The following is a 21,779-nucleotide window of genomic DNA, read 5'->3' on the forward strand; positions in this document are numbered from 1 at the left end:
GCACTGGGCACGGAAACAGAGTTCGCCAGCTACCTCGCTGCACTGCGAGCCGACCAGAAGCGCAAGCGCAATCTCATGAAGATCCTTGCCGAGAAAGGCTTGTGACACTTCGAAGAACATACCTCCCTCAGTGTCGCCGGGCCCGCAGTCGCTGCGAGCTGAATCCGGCGGGCAACCACGGTGACCGCCCGTCAGCTCTGCCTCCAAGGCGTGTCGACGACGCGCGGTTCGCCGGCCGGGCCGAGCAGCAGGGGGATCCGGCGTGCAGGGCTTTTGGTCGAATTTCACGCGTTCGCGACGATACATCCGAGTGAGCCTCGCTCGGATGGCGTCGGCGGATCCATGCTCGGGGGCACGGTGTTCGATCGTCGGCTCTCGGGAGGAGGTGTCAGCCGTGGTGATGGGGCGTTCAGCGAGCCGGGTCGCGTCCGTCGAGTCCGATCCCAGGTCAGGCGCTCTGGCCATGTGGGTGCGTGAACGCGGAGGGCCGGCTCAGGCCAAGACGTCGGAGAAGGCCGGGCTTCGGTTCGCGTTCTACGGCCGGGTCTCCACCGAGGACCATCAGGACCCCACTACCTCGCGTGCCTGGCAGCTGCTGCGGGCCGAGTCTTCGGTCTCCGGCCACGGCCGGATCGTCGCGGAGTTCTTCGATGTCGGCCACAGCCGTTCCCTGCCGTGGGCGCGTCGTCCCGAGGCCGCCCAGCTCCTCGCCGTCATGGCCGATCCCGACCGGGGTTTCAACGCGATCGTCATCGGCTCCAGCGAGCGCGCCTTCCACGGCAACCAGTTCACCGTCATGGCGCCGCTGTTCGAGCACTACGGGGTTGCCATGTGGATCCCGGAACTGGGCGGCGCGGCGGACCCGGCGGTCACCGGGCACGAGGAGCTGATGGTCCTGCTCGGCATCCTCGCCAAGCGCGAGGTCACCCGCGCCCGGATCCGGGTCCGCTCCGCCATGACGGTCCAGGCCCGCGACCAGGGCCGCTACCTGGGCGGACGGCCCCCTACGGGTACCGGCTGGTCGACGCGGGCCCCCACTCCGACCGGGCCTGGCCTCTTCGCGGGGTGCGCATCCGACGCCTGGATGCCGATCCGGAGTGCGGTCCGATCGTCAGGTGGATCTTCGCCCAGCGCCTTGCCGGCCACAGCATGGCCCGGATCACCCGGGCCCTCAACGACGCGGCCGTCCCCTGCCCCTCGGCCACCGACCGCGACCGCAACCCGCACCGCAGCGGCAACCGATGGACCGTGATCACGGTACGGTCCGTCCTGGCCAACCCCCGCTACACCGGCTGGCAGGTCTGGAACCGCCAGCGCACCGACCACGAGTGCGGCGGGGAGGCGATGGTGTTCAGGTTGCCCCTGGCGTGGTTTGTCATGGCGGCGGCTCAGCCGTCAGGATGGTGTCCGAGCAATTGGGGCGCGGAGACGTGGCGCGACGTGCAGCGGCAGACCAGGACGGCGAACTGCGTGCCTCGCCGACGAGGTCAGGTCGCGCCGGTGACACGCCACAGCGTGAGAGGAGGAGCGTGCCCGGTATGGCCCGAGTGACAGTCAAGGTACCGAGGCAGCGAGCCCTGCCGCCACTGGCGGCTCCGGAGGCCGTCTCGTGGACCACCGGGCTGTTCGACGGTGGTTGGGCCGCCGTTTTCCTGCCCGAGGAAGTGGCCCGTCATGGACGGTTGTTCCTGTGGCGGCCCGCCGGCGCACAGGACGCTGCGGCGTCGCAGCCCGCGGTGGACGTCGACGCGCGCTCGGTGGAGCTGGTGCTGCCGCACGGACGTTCGGTGCGCCGCCGTGCCGTCCCGGGCTTCGCGGTTGAGGCCGCCGTGGCGGTGCCCGCGCTGCTGACCGCCGACCCCGGTCACCGTCACCCCTCCGTCTTGGCGTGGGCCGGTGCCGCGCGATTCGCTGTGGCGCTGCTCGGCGATGGCCGTCTCTATCCGGGGCTCAGTCCCGAGGGGTACGACACGTGGCGGGCCGGACCCTACGATGCCGGGCACCGCCGGGCCCTGGACGAGTTGGCCGCCGCCTTCCCCCCGCACGCCCACTGCCTGCCGCAGCCGGGGCCCGCGCCGCTGCGCATCGCCGAGCCGGCCCCGCTACTGCGGGCGTTCTGCGATGCGGTGGCCGACACACTGGCCCGCACGCCGGCCGCGCCGCTCGCGGTCGGTGAACTCCCCTACGCCTGGCGGGAAGTACGCCCGCTGCCCCAACTGCGCTCCTGGGCCGAGGAGCTGGAGGCGTCGCTCGCCGCCGATGTCTCGGTGTCGCTGCGGGTGGACCCACCCGAGGGCCGCCGGAAGCAGTTCCGTGCCGTGCTCCAGCTCCACACCGCCCAGGACCCGGCCCTGGTGGTCGAGGCGGCCCAGGCATGGGCCGATCCTTCGGCGGCTCAGCGGCTGCTCGGCCCGCGCGCCGAGACCGAGATGCTGCTGGCACTGCGGCGCGGCGCCCGGGCCTGGGAGCCGCTGGGTCGGCTGCTCCGGGATGCCGCGCCCGACCAGTTGCGGTTGACCGACGACGAGGCGCTTGAGCTGCTGGGAGATGCCACCGACGCACTGGGCGCGGTCGGCATCGCCGTGCACTGGCCACGCGAGCTGGTGAAGGCACTCTCCGCGCAGGCGGTGATCGGGCGGCACACCGCCCCGGGCAGCACTGTCGGTGGCCTGCTCGACGCGGACTCGCTGCTCGAGTTCAGCTGGCAGATCTCGCTCGGTGGCGAGGAGTTGACCGAGGCCGAGATGGACGCCCTGGCCGAGGCGCGCCGTCCGTTGATCCGGCTGCGCGACCAGTGGGTGGTCGCCGATCCGCGCCTGGTGGCCCGCGCGAAGCGTCGGCGGATGGAACCGCTCGGCCCGATGGACGCGCTCACCGCCGCGCTGACGGGGGAGGTCGAGCACGAGGGCGAGCCGGTTCCCTGCGCGCCGGTCGGTGCGCTCGGCGAGCTGGTGGCCCGGATCCGCGATCCCGAAGCCGGGGCGACGGTCGAGCAGCCACCCGCCCTCAAGGCCACGCTGCGCGACTATCAGCGCCGGGGCCTGGCCTGGCTCGCGCGGATGTGCGAGCTCGGGCTGGGCGGCTGTCTCGCCGACGACATGGGGCTCGGCAAGACCATCACCCTCCTCGCCCTGCACCTGCACCGCCAGGCCGACCCGGGAACGGCCGGACCGACCCTGGTGGTCTGCCCGGCCTCCCTGCTCGGCAACTGGCAGCGCGAGGCGGAGAAGTTCGCACCCGGCACCCCCGTACGCCGGTACCACGGCGGTGGACGGCACCTGGAGGACCTGGCCGGCGACGAGATCGTGCTGGTGACGTACGGGGTCCTGCGCCGGGACCGGGAACGGCTGGCCGAGGCCGACTGGTCCCTGGTGGCCGCCGACGAGGCCCAGCACGTCAAGAACCCCTACAGCACCACCGCGCGTGAGCTGCGCGCCCTGCCGACCCGGGCCCGCGTCGCGCTCACCGGTACCCCGGTCGAGAACAACCTCTCCGAGCTGTGGGCACTGCTGGACTGGACCACGCCGGGCCTGCTCGGCTCACTGCCCACCTTCCGCGAACGCCACGCACGGGCGGTGGAGTCCGGCGAGGACCCGGCAGCGGCCGAGCGGCTCTCCCGACTGGTGCGGCCCTTCCTGCTGCGCCGCAAGAAGACCGACCCCGGCATCGCCCCCGAGCTGCCGGCGAAGACCGAGACCGAGCGGATCGTCCAGCTCGGCACCGAACAGGCCTCGCTGTACGAGGCCGTGGTGCGCGAGACCATGGAACGCATCCGCGAGGCCGAGGGCATCGCCCGCCGGGGCCTGGTGCTCAAGCTGCTCACCGCGCTCAAGCAGATCTGCAACCATCCCGCGCAGTACCTGCGCCAGACCGGACCGCTCGACGGGCGCTCCGGCAAGCTGGACGTCCTCGACGAACTGCTCGACACGATCCTCGCCGAAGGCGAGTCCGTCCTGGTCTTCACCCAGTACACGCAGATGGCGAAGCTGCTCGAACGTCATCTCACGCAGCGCGGGATGACGCCGCTGTACCTGCACGGCGGAACCACGGTGGCCCGGCGCGAAGAGATGGTGGCGGCGTTCCAGGCAGGGGAGAATCCGGTCTTCCTGCTGTCGCTCAAGGCGGCTGGAACCGGGCTCAACCTCACCCGCGCCACCCACGTGGTGCACTACGACCGCTGGTGGAACCCGGCGGTCGAGGACCAGGCCACCGACCGCGCCTACCGGATCGGCCAGGACCGACCGGTGCAGGTCCACAAACTGGTCGCCGAGGGCACCGTGGAGGACAAGGTGGCCCGGTTGCTGGAGAGCAAGCGCGCCCTGGCCGAGGCCGTGGTCGGCTCGGGCGAGGCGGCGCTGACCGAACTGGGCGACGACGACCTGGCCGAACTGGTGGCCCTCAGGAGGCAGTCATGACCCCGGCCCGCCGAGCGCCCACCCGCGGCGCCCGCGCGTTCGCGGCCACCTGGTGGGGCCAGGCCTGGGTGAGTGCGCTGGAGGACTCCACCCTCGACTCCGGCCGCCTGGCCCGGGGCCGGACCTACGCCCGCAAGGGCATGGTCGGCGCGGTCGTGGTCGCACCCGGGCAGATCAAGGCCCCGGTCCAGGGCAGCCAGCCGCGGCCGTACCGCTCGGCGGTGCACGTTCCGGTGCTGACGGGCGGCCAGTGGGACACCCTGCTCGACGCGATCGCCGCGCGGGCCGGGCACGTGGCCGCGCTGCTGGACGGTGAGATGCCCGCCGAACTGGTCGAGGACACCCGCGGCTCGGGTGTACCCCTGCTGCCCGGGCCCGCCGAGCTCGACCCGGAGTGCACCTGCCCCGACTGGGGCTACCCCTGCAAACACGCCGCCGCACTGTGCTACGCGATCGCCGCCCGCATCGATGAAGACCCGTTCGTGCTCTTCGCCCTGCGCGGCCGCGACCGCGACCAGGTCTTCGCCGCGCTCCGCGAGCGGCGGACCAGCGAGCGGCCGACCGCTCAGGAGGTCCCGGCCGGGGTCCCGGCCGCCGCCGCGTACGCGCGCTGGGCCGAGCAGCAGCCCGGCCTGCCGAAGCCGCGCCTACCTGGGGCCCGGTCCGCGGCGCGACCTGCGGAACCCCGGCTGCCAGTCGATCCCCCCGCCGGCTCCGGACTCACCCGCGCCGATCTCGAACGCCTTACCGCCGACACAGCCGCCCGCGCCCGAACACTCCTCGCCGGAGACCACTCCTCCCTCGCGCTGGCCCAGCGCCAGGACGCGGTACGCCTCACCGCCACTCAACGCGATCCCGGATGGTTCCACGCACTGCAGGCCGGTACTGGACTGCGCCCCATGGAGCTCGCCCGGCTCACCCGAGCCTGGCGCCACGGCGGTGCGGTCGGGATGGCCGTCGCCGAGGAGTCCGGCCCCGCCGACCCGGCCGTCATGGCCTCGGCCCGCACCGCGGTGGCCGAGGCGCTCGCGGACATGGCACCCGAGACAGGCCCAACCCTGCTGCGGGCCTGGCGCAACCGCCTCACCCTCGGCGACACCGGACTCCAACTCCGCCTCGGCCCGGACGGCCGTTGGTACCCGTACCGGAAGGAGAACGGCGACTGGTGGCCGTGCGCCCCGGCCGAAACCGACCCGGTCGCCGCTCTCACCGCAGCCTGGGAACGCTGACTCCACGAAGCCGGATGCCCGCCTCGCCGTCCGCCCTAGGGACGGCCCGGTGCCGAGCCCGGTGGGACGGCGCAGCTGGCGTGCCGGTACGCGGAGACCAGCGTCGCCACCTGTGCTCGTCCCGCGTGCCCTGCCGGCGGGCGCGGCGGCACTCCGGCGGCCAGCGCCGCCGTCCGGGGTCTGCGGCGAGGATGGGGAGCGGACCGGGACCGTGGTGGCGCTCTCGGTCAGCCGGTGTCCGGCTCGTCGGTGTCGCAGGGCAGGTGCCAGAACGAGTCCGTCGTCTCCGCGCTCTGCGGCGTCTCGCCGGCCAGCGCGGCCGGGAACCGGTGGAGGTCTATCCCGATCGCCTCGCCCCGGCGGGTCGTGACGGTGGTGTGGACCAGCAGGGAGCGGGCCGGCGCGGTGCCCGGGGCCGGCAGCGGGAAGGCGCGGGCGGCCCGCGCCGGCTGCTTGGGCTGGGCCGGGCCGAGCAGCTCGTAGACCGTCTGGCGCAGCCGTGCCAGTGACCGCCCGGGTTCGGCGGACGCCGCGGAGACGACCTGCTGGTAGCGCTACGGACGGTGGTCGGCGAGAGCCGCGGCCGGCTGCTCGGGCAACGGGCGGTCGGTGTCCAGCCGCGGTGCCGCCGCGCGCAGGGCCCAGCCCGCCGTGCCCGGGACGGCCTCGGAGCCGAAGGCGGCGAGCAGGACGGGACGGCCGATCGTCCGCCGTACAGGGTGACCGAGTAGTGGTCCCCGATCACCAGGTCCGCCGTCACCAGGGTCTGCTGCCAACCATCGTCCGTCGGGTCGACGGTTATTCGTCAGCAGCGATTCCTTGTCCTCGTGCGCGTCGCCGACCACGACGACCGAGCCGTTGCCGGCCGTGAGCCGGGACCCACGACTGCTCCCGCGCACGCAGCCGCCAGGCGTAGTCCAGGGCTTCCGGTGTCGCTGGTGGCGGCTTCCAGCGCCGGACACGGGGCTGCGTTCAGTGGTCAGAGCCCCGGGGTATCCGAAGCCCTGACTCCGAGCGTCTACACCAGGTCCTGCCTCAGGCCCTTTCCCGGCGCGCGGTGAAGAGCCCCCGCTCGCCCCGGAGGTACGGCGGGACCAGGCGATGGGGGAAGTTGAAGCAGGCGATACAGAGCTGGAGCACGATGCCGGCCATGAAGACCAGCAGCAGTGCCAGACCGGTCACCAGGAGCACCAGGTAGGTTCCGGTAGCCGGACCGGAGCTGCTTCCGATGACCATAGCGGGCAGGCCGAGTGTCATGGCGGTGACTCCGATCGAGAGTGGCAGCCATCCCCTCAGCAGGCCCCGCCGGAACGTCTTGCCCGGCGAGTAGAGTGACCGCTGACTGGCCACCTTCTCGAAGTAGGAGGGATGCCGCCACATCCGGCGGGCCCGCAGGACGGTGAAGACCGCCGCGCCCAGCCAGAATGCCAGAACTACGAATCCCATGTCGGGTCACCGTCCTCTCACCAGAACTTGAGCGCCTTGACGCCGCTCAAAATCGCGTTATTGACGTATGTGTTGGTGACTATTGCGACGACCCCGCCGGCCACGGCTCCCACCGCGCCGCCGACCAGCGTACCGCCTCCTGGTTCGATCATCGTTCCGATGGCCGCACCCCATTCCGTGCCAACGCTGGCCGCGCCCCAGCCGATCGCGGTGTCGGCCGTGCGCCCGCACCCAAGGCGCCACCGGCACCGCCACCGTGACCACCGGCGACGCCCGCCACCTGCGAGCTTGCGTGTCCCGGGATTGTTCCGTAGGGCGCCGAGGGCGTTGCGGTCGAGGTGGACGGCTTCGACCAGGGTGGTGCCGATGCCGCACATCGGGTCGAGAACGAGATCGCCTGGGTCGGTCCAGCGATGCCAGCAAGCGGATGCGATGGGGGGCGACCGCCGCAGAACGGTCGGCCGCTTCCCAAACGATGAACGACTACGCCGGCAACGACCCCGTCACCGGCGCCGATCGGACCGGCATGCGCTCCGAGTGCGGCCAGAACGGCGACTCTGCCTGCGACCCCAACGCCGGCCCTGCCGGCGGCGGCCACGGCCCCGGCTTCTGCGGCGACACGGACAGCTGCGGGGCTCACGTCCAACTCCTGCTCACCTCACCGCCCTACGGCGCCTCCGTCCACGGCCGCGTCAACGCCACCCGCGACACCCATCAAGGTGGCATCGCCAAGTTCGACGCCACCTACGGCACTAACCCCGCCAACCTCGCCCACGCCCCCACCGACCACCTCCTGGAGGCCTTCACCACTATCCTCACCAACTGCACCCCGCTGCTCGCCCCCGGCGCCCACGTCGCCGTCACCGCCCGCCCGTGGCGTCACCACGGCGAACTCGTGGACCTCCCCACCGCCGTCATCGCCGCCGGCCAAGCCGCAGGTCTCACCCCGGTCGAACGGTGCGTCGCCCTCCTCGCCGGGGTGCGCGACGGCCAACTCGTCGCCCGCCCCTCCTTCTTCCAACTCACCAACATCCGCGCAGCCCGCGCAGCCGGCATCCCCATGCACCTGATCGTCCACGAAGACGTCCTGATTTTCCGTCACCTGATGCCGGTCTCCGGCCAGGACATGGGGCATCAGGTCGACTTGGTCGGAGGGGACATCATCGCGTGACCTCGGTCGCGACTTGCGGGCCGGACGTCCCAGGCCCGCAGGCCCCCGCCCCGCCACCCGAGGAACACGACGGGGCGCCCAACGGCCTGACCGTGCGCGGCTCCGCGGTTCCGGCCGCCCCGCCCGCCCAACTCACCCGCCGCACCACCGGCACCGAACACCCCAGCACATCCTCGCCCCACGCCTTCCAGGTGATCCTCCCCGCCCAGCCGCCGCCACTCACCTTCCCCGCCGCCGCAGCGCTGCTCGCCTTCCTCCTGGCCGAGATCAACCAGCCCCGCCCGCCCATGGGCTGATACACCGTGAACTCACTGTGCCGGCTGGCCCTTTGCCCCCGTCCGAGTTACGACGGGGGCACCAATCGACTGCCCCGCCCCGGAGCTGCCCGTGACCACCCACCTCGCGCCCATCGCCTTCGCCTTCGCCGGGCGTGTCTCCACCGAAGACCTTCAAGATCCCGAGTCCTCCCGCGCCTGGCAGCGCACCCGAGCCGAAACGCTCATCACCCCCACCGGCGGCCGGATTGTCGCCGAGTTCTTCGACGTCGGCTTCTCCCGCTCCCTGCCCTGGAAGCGCCGCCCCCAGGCCTGCGCCCTCCTCGCCGCCCTCAAGGACCCCGACCGCGGTTTCGACGCCGTGGTGATCGGCGAACCCCAACGCGTCTTCTACGGCAACCAGTACAGCCTCACTCACCCCGTCTTCGCTCACTACGGGGTGCAGATGTGGGTGCCCGAGGTCGGTGGACCCGTGGACCCCGAGAGTGAAGCCCACGACCTGGTCATGTCTGTCTTTGGTGGCATGTCCAAAGGTGAGCGGACTCGTATCAAGATTCGAGTCCGTGCCGCGATGGCCTCCCAGACCGCTCTCGAAGGCCGCTTCCTCGGCGGCCGCCCACCCTACGGCTACCGGATCGTCGATGCCGGACCCCACCCCAATCCGATCAAGGCCCTCGACGGCAAGCGCCTGCACCGGCTCGACCCCGACCCGATCGCTGCCCCGGTCGTGCAGCGGATCTTCACCGAGTACCTGCGCGGCAAGGGCCTCTACGCCATCGCCGAGGGCCTGACCCGCGACGGCATCCTCTGCCCCTCCGCCCACGACCGGGCCCGCAACCCCCACCGCCACGGCAACGCCTGGTCCAAGAGCGCCATCCGCGTCATCCTCACCAACCCCCGCTACACCGGCCACCAGGTCTGGAACCGCCAACGCAAGGACGAAGTCCTCCTCGACGTCGAAGACGTCGCCCTGGGCTACACCACCAAACAGCGCTGGAACGACCCCGAAAAATGGGTCAAGTCCACCGGCATCGCCCACGAACCCCTGATTACCACCGGCGACTTCGAACGAGTTCAACTCAAACTCGCCACCCGCGCCATCACCCCAGCCACCGAACGAAAGCCGCGCACCACCGAACGCCCCTACGCGCTACGCGGCCTCCTCCGCTGCGGTCTCTGCAACCGGAAGATGCAGGGCAACTTCAACAACGGCCACCCCCACTACCGCTGCCGCTACCCCAGCGAATACGCCCAGAGCCGCGCCCTCGACCACCCACTGACCGTCTACCTCCGCGAGGACACCGTGCTCCCCGCACTCGACAAGTGGATCGCCACCGTCTTCGCACCCGGCAGGCTCAAGTGCACCATCCACGAGATGCAGCAGGCCCAAGCCGTCCGCGCCCCCGACCCCGTCGCGCTCCAAGTCGCCCGCCGCACCCTGGACGCGGCCACCGCCAGGCTCGCCAGCTACCGGGCGACCCTCGACGCCGGCGGCGACCCCGCCACCGTGGCCCAGTGGATCAACGAAGCCACCCTCGACCAGGCCACCGCCCAGCAACAGCTGAACCAGCTCACAGCCGAAGCGCCGCCCACCCTGACGGCCGACCAGATCGAATCCCTGATCACCGAGCTCGGCAACCTCACCGACCGCCTCCTACAGGCCGCGCCCGCACGGAAAGCGCCCCTCTACGAGGCCTTCGGCCTTAACCTGGTCTACGACGCGAAGAAGCGGATCGTGACTGTTGAGTCGCGACCCGCATCTTCTATGTGCGTAACGAAGTGTCCGAGGCCGGACTTGTACCATTCACCAACTTTGAGTGGGCCTCTGCGGTACTGGATGTGGTGCGGCCGTGAATGGGAGATCCCGTGCCCGACGCTGGATGATTCGTCAGTACCGCTGCAGAAAAGATGGCAGGGCGGGCCGTCGAGATGCTGGGACTCACCTGCCGTCAGATCCGAGGAGCCGGCGGTGTGGAAGGCGTCGCCGATGTTCAGACCGGGGTGGGCTGAATGGATCCTTCGCCAGAGCCGAGTGACGTGATCGCCGGCACGGTGGCGGAATCGACGCCTGAGGGTCGGACGCCGAGCTTCTTCCACGATCAGCAGTCGTACCGGTGGATGGTGGGCATGTCTGGGCAGGGGCGGCAGATCAAGACATGGACGCCTCCCATGGGTCGTCGACCATCCGGACCCCAGGGCCTCCTGACGCTCGGGCGACTCGACCTCACCGGGCTGAGCAGGGGGCTTCCTCCGTACGCCTGTTCTCGAGCGATCACGCGAAGTGGGTATGCTCGGCTGCTTCAAAGGTAAAGGGGGGGCCGTGCAGAGCATCCGGTTCGACGTCATGGGGCAGCTGCGGGTGCTGCGGGACGACGTCAGGATCGCGGTCGGCCCACCGCAGCAGCAGGCGATGCTCGCCGTGCTGCTGCTCCGTGCGGGCCGGTCCGCCTCGGTACAGGAGGTCATCGCGGGGATCTGGGGGGAGGAACCGCCGGACACCGCGCTCGCCACGGTGCGCACGTACGCCTGGCGCTGGCGCCGGGTGCTGGAGGAGAGCCGGGCTGAGCCGCGGGTGCTGGTGTCGGTGGGGGACGGCTACCGGCTGGTGTTCCGGGCGCAGGATCTGGACGTCTCGCGGGCCGAGGAGCTGGCGGCCGCGGCCTTCCGGGCCGGCGAGGACGGGCAACCGGAGAAAGGCTGCGAGCTGCTGTCCCAGGCGCTCGGACTGTGGCGGGGCGATCCGCTGGCCGGCATCCCCGGGCCGTTCGCGGAGCAGCAGCGGTCCAGGCTGGCCGAGCTGCGCTGCGCGCTGTGGGAGGAGCACGTCGATCTGGAGCTGCGGCTCGGCCGGCACGCGCTCGCCGTCCCGAAGCTCAGGGCCTTCACCGGCGAGTACCCGCTGCGCGAGCGTCCGTACGGGCTGCTCATGCGGGCGCTGTACGCGGCCGGCCGGCAGGCGGACGCGCTCGCGGCGTATGACCGGGTCAGGCGGCTGCTCGACCGTGAGCTCGGGGTCGAGCCCGGACCGGAGCTGAAGGACCTGCGGCAGCGGATCCTGCAGAACGACCCGGTGCTCGCCCCGGTCCCTCGGACCACGGCGGCGCTCTCTGGCAGCAGGGCTGCCGACGGCGACCGCACGGTGCGCGAGCGTCCGGCCACCACGGGCGGGTCGCCGGGCCTGCCCGTGCCGGCGCAACTCCCGGCGGACACCATGGACTTCACCGGCCGCACGGCCGATGTCGCCCAGCTCGTCGCGGCGCTCGCCCAGTCGGAGCCCGTGACGGTCTCCGTCACGGTCGTGGCGGGTATGGCCGGCGTGGGCAAGACCGTGCTCGCGCTCCGCTCGGCCCACCAGGTGCGCGGCCGCTTCCCCGACGGCCAGCTCTACGCCGACCTGCGCGGCAGCGGGCAGCAGCCGACCGAACCCGGGCTGGTGCTGGCCAGCTTCCTTGCCGCCTTCGGCGTCACCGGCAAGGACCTGCCGCAGTACGAGGACGACCGCTGTCGGCTGTACCGCTCGCTGCTGGACGGCCGACGCGTCCTGGTGGTGCTGGACAACGCCCGCGACCTCGCGCAGATCCGGCCGCTGCTGCCGGGTTCGGCCGGGTGCGCGGTCGTGATCACCAGTCGGCCGCGGCTCTCCGGCCTCCCGGTGACGGCCCGGGTGGACCTGGACGTCTTCCCGCCGGACGAGGCGCTCGGCCTGCTGTGCCGGATCGCCGGGCCGGACCGGATCGGCACCGAACCGGCCGCGGCCCGGGAGCTGGTGGAGATCTGCGGCCGCCTGCCGCTCGCGATCCGGATCGTCGCGGCCAGGCTCGCGGCCCGCCCGGCGTGGACGGTGGCGGCGCTGAACAGCCGGCTACGGGACGAGCGTCGGCGGATCGCCGAGCTGCGCACCGGGGACCTCGCGGTGTCGACCGCCTTCGAGTGGGGCTACCAGCAGCTGCCCACGGCCCAGGCGCGCGCGTTCCGGTTGATCGGTGCGGTCTGCGGACCGGACATCGGCATACCGGCCGCCGCCGCGGTGCTCCAAGTCGACGAGGACGTGGCCGAGGAACTGCTGGAGTCCCTGGTGGACGCCGCCATGCTGGAGGCCCCGGTGCCGGGGCGCTACCGTTTCCACGACCTGGTCGGAGCGTTCGCGCGGCAGCTGGCAGCCGACCGGGCGCCGGCCCAGACCCCAGAGGCGCTTGGCCGACTGCTGGACTTCCTGCTGGCCGGCGCCTCGGCGGCGTTCCGGCGGATGGCGCCCGGGGACGCCGCGCTCGGCATCGTGCCGCCGGCAGGGGCGGCCGTGCCGGCGTTCCGGGACGTCCTGGCGGCCCGGTCCTGGGCCGCGGCCGAGTTCGAGGGGGCGGTCTCGGCCGTCCTGCTCGCGGTCGGCGGGCCGGACCCGGCTGCGCCGGGCGTGGTGAGCGTGCTGGCCGATCTACTGCTCGCGTTCAGTGCCTTCGGCTCCGTCATCCGGTACGAGCGGCTGGTCTCGGCCGCCGAGTCGGTGGCCGCGGCGGCCCTGGCCTGCGGCGACCGGCGGTCGGCCGGCAGGGCGCACTTCCTGCTCGGCAACATGGCCGTCCAGCACCGCCGGCTGACCGAAGCGCTGGAGTGCACGCGGCTCGCGGTGGCGATCTGCCGGGAGGTGGGCGACACCGTCATCCTGCAACAGGCGCTCAACGACCTCGGCCTGACCGCCCTGCTCCGGCAGGACTTCGATGAGTCGCTGCAGTGCTTCGACGAGGCCATCGTGCTGGCCCGCGACCTGGGCCAGCGCTCCGGCGAGCTGGTCGCGACGGCGAACGCCGCGCTGGCCAGGGTGCAGAGCGGCCGGGCCGCCGAGGCGTTGCCCTCCTGCGAGGACGCGCTGCACGGGCTGCGCGAGTTGGCGGACTACCACGGCACCGCGTTCGCGCTCTACGTCCTCGGGCTGGCCCAGCACGAGCTGGGCCAGCCCGACCTGGCGGTCGCGCGGTACCGGGAGTGCCTGGAGGTGTGCGCGGCCGCGGGCATCCGTGGCCGGGAGGCCGTGGCGCGCTTCCACCTCGCCGACACGCTGCTCGCGCTCGGTCAGGTCGAGGAGGCGGTGGCGCTCGCCGAACTGGCCGTGGTGAGCTGCGAGGAGAGTCGGGCCGAGCTCGACCAGGGGCGGGCCCTGCTCGTGCTGGCCCGAGCCCTCGCCGAGCTCGGGCACACCGACGCGGCCCGCCTGCGCTTCGAACAGGCCCAACTGCTGCTCACCCGGTCCGGGTTGCCGGAGGTGGCTCAGGCGGAGCAGCTGCTGGCCGTGCTCTGAGCCGCGCCGTCGGTGGCGTGGTCAGTCCTGGGGCGGCGGTGACACGAAGAGGGATCCGGTGTTGTTCCACTCGTGGCGCGGCCGGGTCGGCGGGCCGGCGGCGACAACCGTCCGGTGGCCCGGCACCGCCGACTCCGTCCCGGACTGGGTCACGGAGTAGCCGGTCCCCACGCCGGTCGCGGCCAGGGCCAGAGCGGCCGCTCCGGTGGCGGCCAGAACGGCCGTCTGCGCCACGAATCGCTTTACTGCTCGCTGCACGGTGATGTCCTCTGTTGCGCGGGGTCGGTACCCGGCTGATCCTGCCAGCCACCGATATACGGCTGATAGATGCCACCAATCGGCGAGGAGCGGGCGCCGATCGACCGAGCCCGGCTGCGCCACCACTCGGCGGCTACCGCTGACGCCACGTCTACCGCCCATAGATCCGGCCCGCCTAGCGTCGCATCCAGTGTGACGGTGACGACGACAGTGGCAGCGGGGGAGGCGGTTCATGCGGGACGGCGAGGTACCTGAGGGTGTTTCCACGGTGGTACGGGTCGCAAACACCGTCCGCCGGGCCACCGGCCTCCGGACGCCCGGGGTGCACCGACTGCTGGCGCCCGGACTGGGCCGCCGGTCGGGACGAGGGAGGGTCGCATGGCAGTGATACGCAGCGCGTGCGGACACCGCGGGCCCGACCCGGAGAGGCGCCGGGGCGTGGGTGCCGTCGGGCGCGGCGCGCTCGTACTGGTGAACCGGGGTTTGGGCAGGGAAGAGGGACTGCCCTGGGCGCTCGCCCTCGGATCGATCACCACCGCGTTCGGCTCGGGCGTCTTCGCTGCGGGCAGCGCGGTGTTCTTCACCGGGTATGTCGGGTGCAGCGCGACCCAGGTGGGTACGGGCCTGTCCATCGCGGCCCTGGTGGTCTTCGTGCTCCAGGTGCCGCTCGGCATCCTCGTCGACAAGCTGGGCTCCTGGACAAGCTGGCTGGCATCCGTGGGGGTGCTGGCGCTGCTCTACGCCTGCTACCCCATGGTCAGCGGGTTCGGCTGGCTGCTGGCCGTCATCGTGGCGTCGGCCGTCGGCTCGGCCACCGCCGGGCTGAGCAGGGGGCGCTACGTGGGCGATGTGCTTGGCGTCGAGGCCAGGGTGCGGGCCAGCGCCCGCATCCGCGTCAACGCCAACATCGGCATGTCCCTCGGTATCCTGCTTGCGGCCGCGGCCCTCGCGGTCGGCACCCGCGAGGCCTACCTCACCCTGCCCGCCGTCAACGCCGTCAGTTACGTCGTCGACCTCGTCCTCGTCGGTCGCTTCCTGCACCGGACGGAACCCGCGCCACGCGGCCCGGCCAGGCGTGGGGAGGCCGCGGTGAAGGACAGGCCGTTCCTGGTACTGACCGTGATCAACGGCGTGATGATGGTCAACGACACGATCCTCAGCGTGATCATGCCGTTGTGGGTGCTGCGACGCACCGACGCGCCCAGGGCCGCCATCGCGGCGGCGGTGCTGCTCAACACCGTTCTGGCGGTGTTCTTCCAGACTCGGGTCAGTCGCGGCGGGGAGCACGTGTCCGGCGCCGCACGGGCCCAGCGCCGGGCCGGATACGCGATCGCCGCTTCGTGCGGCCTGCTGGGCGTCACCCAGACCACCTCCGGGGTGCTGACGCTGCTGCTGCTCGCGCTGGCCACGGTCGCGCTGACCGCTGGAGAGTTGCTGGAGGCTGCTGCTGCCTGGGGGATCTCCTACCGGCTGGCACCGGACGACCGGCGCGCCGAGTACCTGGCGTTCTTCGGGCTCGGCCCTCAGCTCATGAACATCGTCGGCCCTGTCGCGCTCACCGGCCTCACCCTGGCGTACGGCTGGTACGCCTGGCTCGGGATCGCGGCGGCGGTCCTCCTCGCGGGCGCCGCGGCGCCTCCCGCGGCGGCCTGGGCCGCCGGACACCGCGAAGCACGACAGTCTGATCCGGGACGGGACCACGCATGAAGGCATTCATCCTCGCGGCCGGGCTGGGCGAACGACTGCGGCCGTTGACCGCGTCGCTGCCCAAACCACTTGTGCCGATCCTCAATCGCCCTGTCATCGGGCACGTCATCGACGCGCTGCGCACCGCCGGGTGCGACGAGATCGGGATCAACGTGCACGCCTTCCCAGGGCTGATGACGACCTATCTGACTGAGCACCGGGGCGACGCGGCCAGGCTGCGACTTTTCCCCGAGAGCGAGCTGCTGGGATCGGTCGGCACCCTCCGGGCATGTCGGGACTTCTTCGCCTCCGGCCCCGTCCTCGTGACCTGCGCGGACATGGTCAGCACCGTCGACTTCGCCGGGCTCATCGCCCAGCACAGCGAACGCCGGCCCACGGTCACGCTGGCCGGGGCGCCGGTGCCCGGGGACTGGGGCGGGGACTACGTCGAGACGACCGACGGGGTGTCCGTCTCCCGATTCGTCTACAAACCGGGTTCGCAGGTGGGAGGTTCGGGCACTGGCAGCTTTGGTACCTGGATCGTCGAACCGGAGCTGCTGGCCGGAGTGCGGCCCGACGACTTCGACGTGGCCCGCGACGTGCTGACCGGGCTTCCTTTGGAGGACCGGACCATCGAGGTGTTCAACGGCGGCGTGGTCAAGCTGTGCGACGTCGGCGAACCGGACCTCTTCCAGCTGGCCAACACGCTCGGAATCGAAGGCCGTTTCGGCATCGGGCACCGCGGCCGACCGGTCGGGCCCGGAGTCTACGACGAGGGGCACGCCGATCTGGCTGCTCCGGCCGTCATCACCGGCCCGGTGCTGCTCGGCCGGGATGTCTCGCTCGGCCAGGGCTGCAGGCTGGTCGGGCCGTTGGTGGTCGGGCACGGCGCGAGGGTCGGTGCCGGCGCCACCGTCACCGACAGCGTCCTGCTGCCGGGGAGCAGCGTGCCGGACGGCGGGAACGTCGTCGGGGCCGTCCACGGTGACCCCACCGCGGTCTGGCCCGCCATGCTGCCACACCTGTAGTAGGGCTTGTCTGACAACTCCCGCCGGGCGAATTGTCCGACAGGCCCTGGCGACCGGTCCGCCGGACCGCATCACGCACACGACGAGGGAGGAAGCCATGACACCGGCCACGGATGAGGCCGTGCGGCAGCGCTATCAGAAGATGATCGCCGCCACGGTCGCCCAGGAGGTCCTGCTGCAGGGGCGGATCGCCGAACTGTACCGTTCCACGACCTGGCCGGAGAGCCCCGCGACCCGCCTCGCGGCCACCCTCCGCAATGCGGTCCGGAACGTGCCGGCGTACCGCGACGTAGCGGTCTCCGAGGTCGAACTCGCTGATCCCTACGCGGTGCTGGCCAAGTTCCCGCTGATCGGCAAGAGCGACCTGCGGGATCGGATGGTGGACTTCTGCAGTGACGACATAGACCCCGCACGATGCCGCTTCGGAACCACGTCAGGTACCACCGGTGTGCCGGTGAAGGTCATTCACAGCCTGGAACACATCGCGTCCGAGTACGCCGCCGCGCTACGTCGCAACCGCGACCTCGGGCTTCCCGAGCGCCGTCGCATTATTGAGCCGATGAAAACGGTCCCGCTGCCGTGGGTCGAGTACGAGTCACCGGGCCGGTGCCACTCCGCCGTCGCGGAGTTCGGCACCGGGCCGGGCGGCGACACGCCTGATGTGCTCGACCGCGTGCGGCTCTTCGAACCGGACGTGGTGTACGGGCACCCTTCGGACTGCCTGGCGTTCGCCCAGACCCTCCGGGCCGGCGGCGTCGTGCTGGCGCCGCGTGTCGTGGTGACGTACGGCGAATACCTGTCGGATACCGTGCGCGGTCACCTGGAAGCAGTGTTCGAGCCGGCCCACGTCGTCGACCTGTATGCGATGTACGAATTCGGCACGATTGCCGTGCGCTGTGCCGAGGGGCGGTACCACGTCGAGGAGAAGGTTTTCGTCGAGGTGGCTGCCGAGGACGGCTCTGTCGTCCCTCCGGGGAATTCTGGAGAGATTGTCGTCACGGGCTTTACAAACGACGTGATGCCGCTGATAAGATACCGCACAGGGGATTTCGGAACACTGGCCGAAGAAATGTGCTCCTGCGGGGTGCGGGGCCAGGTGCTGACCGAAATCGCCGGGCGGGAGTCCGGGGTCGTCTCCTTCGACGACGGCACCGAGGTGCGGCTCAGTGGAGTGACCCGGATCCTGCGCCGCTACCCGCTGCTGCGTTTCCAGATCGCCCGGGACACCGAATCCGGCTTCACGGTCCGTATCCAGCCGGCTGCCGGATTCGAGGCCGCGCAGCTCGCCGAGATTCGCGAATTCCTGACCCGGCAGCTGGCCGGGCGGTCCATCGCCCTGCACGTGGTCGGCCCCGGGGAATTCGTCTCGGACAGTCGGCGGAAAACCGTCGACTATCTGGACCTGCGGCCGGCCCGATAAAAGCTTGCGGAATCCGTCGGGTTCCGCGCCGATCGCCGGCTCCTGCTTCGGGAGTCCGGTCCGTCCGCTGAAAAGGAAAGGAGGTGTCGTCATGAGCAAGCTCGACGCGATCAAGAAGATCGAGGAGATGCGCCTGAAGGAGAGCCTCATCTGACCCTCCCTGCATCGGCCGGGGCCAGGCTCATCGAGCCGGGCCCCGGCCCACAGGATCCGGCCACAGTACCGACAGCACCACACCGAGGACCTCCACGCGAGCCCCGGAGAACGTCACATCCGATCGGAGCAGTCATGACACGCGAAGGCGACCTCGAGCCCGCCGCATGGGGGATGCGCGTGCCGGCCACGCGCGGCGCGGCGCACTGGAGTGCGGAGCAGGAGACCATCGGTCCCGGGCTGCAGGCGGTGATGCTGTGGGCCAAGTTCTGCGTGGCGGCCGCCGAGGGCGCCGTGATCGAGGATCTCGACGGCAACCGTGTGCTGGACTTCCAGGGCGCCGGTGGAGTGAACTCGATCGGGCATGCCAATCCCCGTTTCATCTCCGAGATGGCCCAGCAGCTGACCACGTGGACCGCAGGCGCGCTGGGCTCCCCTGCCCGGCTGGACATGGTCCGGGTCCTCCAGCGGTACCTGCCCGCCCCCTTCGACCGGATCCAGCTCTACAGCGGGGGGACGGAGGCGGTCGAGGCCGCTCTGCGGCTCGCCAAGTCCGCCACCGGGAAGTACGAGTTCCTCTCCTTCTGGGGCGGCTTCCACGGCAAGACCATGGGCAGCCTGGCGCTGACCACTGGCAGTTCCCGCGCCGCGCTCGGGCCGCTGCCCACTGGCAACTTCAGCGCCCCGTACGCCAACTGTTACCGCTGCCCGCTGAAGCTCCGCTACCCGAGCTGCGGCCTCGCCTGCGTGGACAGCGCCCGGGAAATGATCAAGCAGCACTCGACCGGTGCGCTGGCCGCGATCGTGGTCGAGCCGGTGCAGGGCCGGTCGGGCAACGTCGTGCCCCCGCCGGGGTACCTCGCGGCGCTCTCGTCGGTGGCCCGTGAGTTCGACGCGATGCTGATCGTCGATGAGATGATGACCGGTTTCGGGAGGACGGGCACGTCCTTCGCCTATCAGCACGACCAGGTCGAGCCCGACATCCTCACCGTCGGCAAGGGCATGGGTTCCGGCTACCCGGTCTCGGGCGTCATCGCGTCCGCCGCGACGATGTCCGCCGCCCCGTTCAGCGACCCGAGCGCCAGCTCGTCGAGCTTCGGAGCGTTCCCGATGGCCTGCCGGGCCGTGGCCACCACCGTCGGGATCATCGATCAGGAGGACCTGGCCGAGCGGGCGATGCGCCTGGGCAAGCAACTCCTGGAGACGCTGCGGCCGCTGGTGGACAGCGCCCCGCTGGTGGGCGACGTCCGCGGGCTCGGCCTGGCGCTCGGCATCGAACTGGTCCTGGACAAGGAGACCAAGGAGCCCGCCGACCCGGCGACGGTACGACGTGCCTACCTGGCGCTACTCGAGGCCGGCGTGATGGTGATGACCGGCGGAAACACCCTGCGGTTGTACCCGCCGCTCACCGTCGACGAGGACCAGGCCGCCGCCGCCGCGGAGATCGTCCGCGCGACCCTGGAGGCCCTGCCGGTCCCCGCCGGGCACGCCGGAGGTCACCGGTGAGGGTCGCACTGGTGGGCTTCGGTACGGCGGGTGAGGCCCGCGTCGCGGCGTACCGGTCGGTGACCGGTGCGCGGATCACCGCGGTGGTCGACCCCGCACCGGAGCGCCGGGCGCGTGCCCGGGTCCTGCTGCCGGAGGCGACCACGCACGCCACCCTGGACGCACTGCTCGACAGCGGGACGGTGGACGTGGTCGACATCTGCGCACCACCCGTGCACCATGCCCCCTACGCCGCGCGCGCACTGGCGTCGGGGCATCACGTGATCTGCGAGAAGCCCGTCGCCTTCCTCGCCGAGGAGGCCCGCGGGCTGGCCGAACTCTCGCGCCGGCACGACCGGTTGTTCTACCCGGCGCACAACTACCACTTCTCGCCGATGATGGCCGAACTGGCCGCTGGCGTGCCCGGGGACGGGAGCAGCAGGCCGCTCGAGCTGACCATCGAAATCCTGCGCCCGCAGCCCGCCGTGGGAATGACCGCCTGGCGCACCGACGCCGCGCTGGCCGGCGGCGGTATCCTGCTGGACCACGGCTCGCACTGCGTCTACATGGCCACCCGGTTGTTCGGCGGGCTCCCCGACCGGGTCTCCTGCCGCACCCACGCGGATACCGGCCCCGGGGCGAGCGGCGTCGACCTGACCGCCGAGCTGGAGTTGGACTTCCCCCACGGCACCTGCCGCATCCACCTCAGCTGGATCAGCACCACGCGCAGCAACCGCTACCTGCTGTCCGGCCCGTCCGGCACCGTGGACGTGCACAACGATCTGGTCACCGTGGACGGCTCCGCCGGCCGCACTCGGCGCACCCTGCACTCGCCGACCGAGAGTTCCACCCACGAGGAGTGGTTCGCCGCGATGTTCAAGGACTTCACGGCGGTCCTCGGCGACCGGGCGGCCTGGGAGCGCCCGCTCGGCGAAGCGGTGTCCACCGTGCGGATCACCGAGGCGGCGTACGCTTCGGCCCGCCAAGGTGGCCGTCCCGCATCACTCGGGTGACCGCCGTGCTGCGGTTGGGTATCGACATCGGCGGAACCAGCCTGCGCGCCGGCCTGGTGCAGGCCGACGGCAGCCTGGCGGCCCCGCTGCGCGACGTCCCCCGGGAGGGTGACCTGATCGGTCAGCTCGCGGACCTCGCCGCCGGGCTGCACGGTGTAGTCCGCGCCTGCGGCAGCCAGATCACCGGTGCCGGGATCGCCCTGCCCGGCTCCCTCGACCCGCTCACCGGGCTGGTCGCCTCCGCCCCCGGGGCCGTGGAACTGCTCGGCCTGGATCCGCGTGACCTGGTACTCGGAACGGTGCCGGTGACCCGCGTGGTCAACGACGCCGATGCTGCGCTGCTCGCCGAGTGGCGCTACGGCGCCGCCCGTGGAACCCGGCACGTGGTCGGAGTCTTCGTCGGCACGGGGGTCGGCGGCGGCGCGGTCGTCGACGGCCGCCCGCTCCTGGGCACCACCGGGCTGGCCGGCGAAGTGGGCCACCTGCCCCTGGCACTGGACGGCCCGCCCTGCCCGTGCGGCGGCTCCGGCTGCCTGGAGCGGCTGGCCTCCGGCACGGCTGTGGCCCACTGGTACGCAGCGCGCACCGGACGGACGGTGCCGGGCGCCGCGGCAGTGGCTGCGGCGGCCCGCAGCGGTGACCGCCTCGCGCGGGAGGCGTTCGACCAGGCCGGTGTCTGGCTCGGCATCGGTGTCGCCGCGCTCGTCAACCTCTTCAACCCGCACGTCGTGGTGGTCGGGGGAGGTGTAGCGGCGGGCTGGGACCTGTTCGGCGCCACTCTGGAGGACACCGCACGGCGCAGGTCGATGCCACTGGCCGCCCGGGCCGTCCGCATCGTGCCCGGTGCGCTGGGCCGGTCCGCCGGGGTGATCGGCGCGGCCGAGGATCCGGCACCGTGCTGAAAACG

Annotated in this window: 18 protein-coding genes and 1 pseudogene; 15 read left to right on the forward strand and 4 right to left on the reverse strand. The window is 71.8% G+C overall.

What is annotated here, in order from left to right:
• Positions 1 to 469: 469 nt before the first annotated feature.
• Genes ACZ38L_RS31790 through ACZ38L_RS31805 form a run of 4 tightly spaced genes read left to right on the forward strand, consistent with a single transcriptional unit; the run spans position 470 to position 5,644 of the window.
• The gene (locus ACZ38L_RS31790) at positions 470 to 1,252 is read left to right on the forward strand and encodes a recombinase family protein (protein WP_465699827.1); all 783 of its coding nucleotides are present in this window, start codon (positions 470 to 472) and stop codon (positions 1,250 to 1,252) included.
• Entirely contained in the window at positions 1,150 to 1,551 is a 402-nt protein-coding gene (locus ACZ38L_RS31795; RefSeq protein WP_465699829.1) for a recombinase family protein, read from the forward strand. The genes ACZ38L_RS31790 and ACZ38L_RS31795 overlap by 103 nt, the downstream gene beginning before the upstream one ends.
• A complete protein-coding gene (locus ACZ38L_RS31800) occupies positions 1,539 to 4,415 on the forward strand; it encodes a DEAD/DEAH box helicase (protein WP_465699832.1) in 2,877 nt (958 codons plus the stop codon). The genes ACZ38L_RS31795 and ACZ38L_RS31800 overlap by 13 nt, the downstream gene beginning before the upstream one ends.
• On the forward strand, positions 4,412 to 5,644 hold the full coding sequence (locus tag ACZ38L_RS31805; protein WP_465699835.1) for an SWIM zinc finger family protein: 1,233 nt from the start codon (positions 4,412 to 4,414) through the stop codon (positions 5,642 to 5,644). Before ACZ38L_RS31800 ends, ACZ38L_RS31805 begins: the two co-directional genes overlap by 4 nt.
• Before the next feature lie 554 nt (positions 5,645 to 6,198).
• Here ACZ38L_RS31805 and ACZ38L_RS31810 read toward each other — a convergent pair.
• The 3 genes and pseudogenes from ACZ38L_RS31810 to ACZ38L_RS31820 all read right to left on the reverse strand — a co-directional run.
• Complete coding sequence (locus tag ACZ38L_RS31810; protein WP_465699837.1) at positions 6,199 to 6,420, reverse strand: hypothetical protein; 222 nt, start codon at positions 6,418 to 6,420, stop codon at positions 6,199 to 6,201.
• 259 nt (positions 6,421 to 6,679) lie between these two features.
• Complete coding sequence (locus ACZ38L_RS31815; protein WP_465699840.1) at positions 6,680 to 7,090, reverse strand: hypothetical protein; 411 nt, start codon at positions 7,088 to 7,090, stop codon at positions 6,680 to 6,682.
• Between the two features lie 17 nt (positions 7,091 to 7,107).
• Positions 7,108 to 7,497: pseudogene (locus ACZ38L_RS31820) on the reverse strand (DNA methyltransferase); the annotation flags it as partial.
• Between the two features lie 68 nt (positions 7,498 to 7,565).
• Between ACZ38L_RS31820 and ACZ38L_RS31825 the strand changes: the two are divergent.
• From ACZ38L_RS31825 to ACZ38L_RS31840, 4 genes are all read left to right on the forward strand, one after another.
• Positions 7,566 to 8,261 carry a hypothetical protein gene (locus ACZ38L_RS31825; protein ID WP_465699843.1) on the forward strand — a complete coding sequence of 232 codons (696 nt, stop codon included), beginning with the start codon at positions 7,566 to 7,568 and terminating at the stop codon, positions 8,259 to 8,261.
• Positions 8,258 to 8,557 carry a hypothetical protein gene (locus tag ACZ38L_RS31830; protein ID WP_465699846.1) on the forward strand — a complete coding sequence of 100 codons (300 nt, stop codon included), beginning with the start codon at positions 8,258 to 8,260 and terminating at the stop codon, positions 8,555 to 8,557. The genes ACZ38L_RS31825 and ACZ38L_RS31830 overlap by 4 nt, the downstream gene beginning before the upstream one ends.
• 91 nt (positions 8,558 to 8,648) lie before the next feature.
• The gene (locus ACZ38L_RS31835; RefSeq protein WP_465699850.1) at positions 8,649 to 10,577 is read left to right on the forward strand and encodes a recombinase family protein; all 1,929 of its coding nucleotides are present in this window, start codon (positions 8,649 to 8,651) and stop codon (positions 10,575 to 10,577) included.
• A gap of 279 nt (positions 10,578 to 10,856) precedes the next feature.
• Positions 10,857 to 13,829, forward strand: coding sequence for an AfsR/SARP family transcriptional regulator (locus ACZ38L_RS31840; RefSeq protein WP_465699852.1), 2,973 nt, complete (start codon positions 10,857 to 10,859; stop codon positions 13,827 to 13,829).
• A gap of 21 nt (positions 13,830 to 13,850) precedes the next feature.
• Here ACZ38L_RS31840 and ACZ38L_RS31845 read toward each other — a convergent pair whose 3' ends face one another.
• The gene (locus tag ACZ38L_RS31845) at positions 13,851 to 14,087 is read right to left on the reverse strand and encodes a hypothetical protein (protein WP_465699854.1); all 237 of its coding nucleotides are present in this window, start codon (positions 14,085 to 14,087) and stop codon (positions 13,851 to 13,853) included.
• A gap of 378 nt (positions 14,088 to 14,465) precedes the next feature.
• On the opposite strand from ACZ38L_RS31845, the gene ACZ38L_RS31850 reads away from it, so the two are divergent.
• The 7 genes from ACZ38L_RS31850 (at position 14,466) to ACZ38L_RS31880 (ending at position 21,774) form a co-directional block, all read left to right on the forward strand.
• A complete protein-coding gene (locus ACZ38L_RS31850; protein ID WP_465699858.1) occupies positions 14,466 to 15,794 on the forward strand; it encodes an MFS transporter in 1,329 nt (442 codons plus the stop codon).
• Complete coding sequence (locus tag ACZ38L_RS31855; RefSeq protein WP_465699862.1) at positions 15,791 to 16,801, forward strand: sugar phosphate nucleotidyltransferase; 1,011 nt, start codon at positions 15,791 to 15,793, stop codon at positions 16,799 to 16,801. The genes ACZ38L_RS31850 and ACZ38L_RS31855 overlap by 4 nt, the downstream gene beginning before the upstream one ends.
• A 97-nt stretch (positions 16,802 to 16,898) precedes the next feature.
• Positions 16,899 to 18,221 carry a phenylacetate--CoA ligase family protein gene (locus ACZ38L_RS31860; protein WP_465699865.1) on the forward strand — a complete coding sequence of 441 codons (1,323 nt, stop codon included), beginning with the start codon at positions 16,899 to 16,901 and terminating at the stop codon, positions 18,219 to 18,221.
• A gap of 4 nt (positions 18,222 to 18,225) precedes the next feature.
• Positions 18,226 to 18,375 (forward strand): hypothetical protein, encoded by a 150-nt coding sequence (locus tag ACZ38L_RS31865; protein ID WP_465699868.1) that lies wholly within the window; start codon positions 18,226 to 18,228, stop codon positions 18,373 to 18,375.
• Positions 18,376 to 18,509: 134 nt separating this feature from the next.
• Positions 18,510 to 19,880 carry an aspartate aminotransferase family protein gene (locus ACZ38L_RS31870; protein WP_465699872.1) on the forward strand — a complete coding sequence of 457 codons (1,371 nt, stop codon included), beginning with the start codon at positions 18,510 to 18,512 and terminating at the stop codon, positions 19,878 to 19,880.
• Positions 19,877 to 20,872: a Gfo/Idh/MocA family protein gene (locus tag ACZ38L_RS31875; RefSeq protein WP_465699875.1), complete on the forward strand. Its 996-nt coding sequence runs from the start codon at positions 19,877 to 19,879 to the stop codon at positions 20,870 to 20,872. The genes ACZ38L_RS31870 and ACZ38L_RS31875 overlap by 4 nt, the downstream gene beginning before the upstream one ends.
• Positions 20,869 to 21,774: an ROK family protein gene (locus ACZ38L_RS31880; protein WP_465699878.1), complete on the forward strand. Its 906-nt coding sequence runs from the start codon at positions 20,869 to 20,871 to the stop codon at positions 21,772 to 21,774. The genes ACZ38L_RS31875 and ACZ38L_RS31880 overlap by 4 nt, the downstream gene beginning before the upstream one ends.
• Positions 21,775 to 21,779: the final 5 nt, after the last annotated feature.

This window comes from Kitasatospora sp. NPDC024654, from assembly GCF_055559155.1.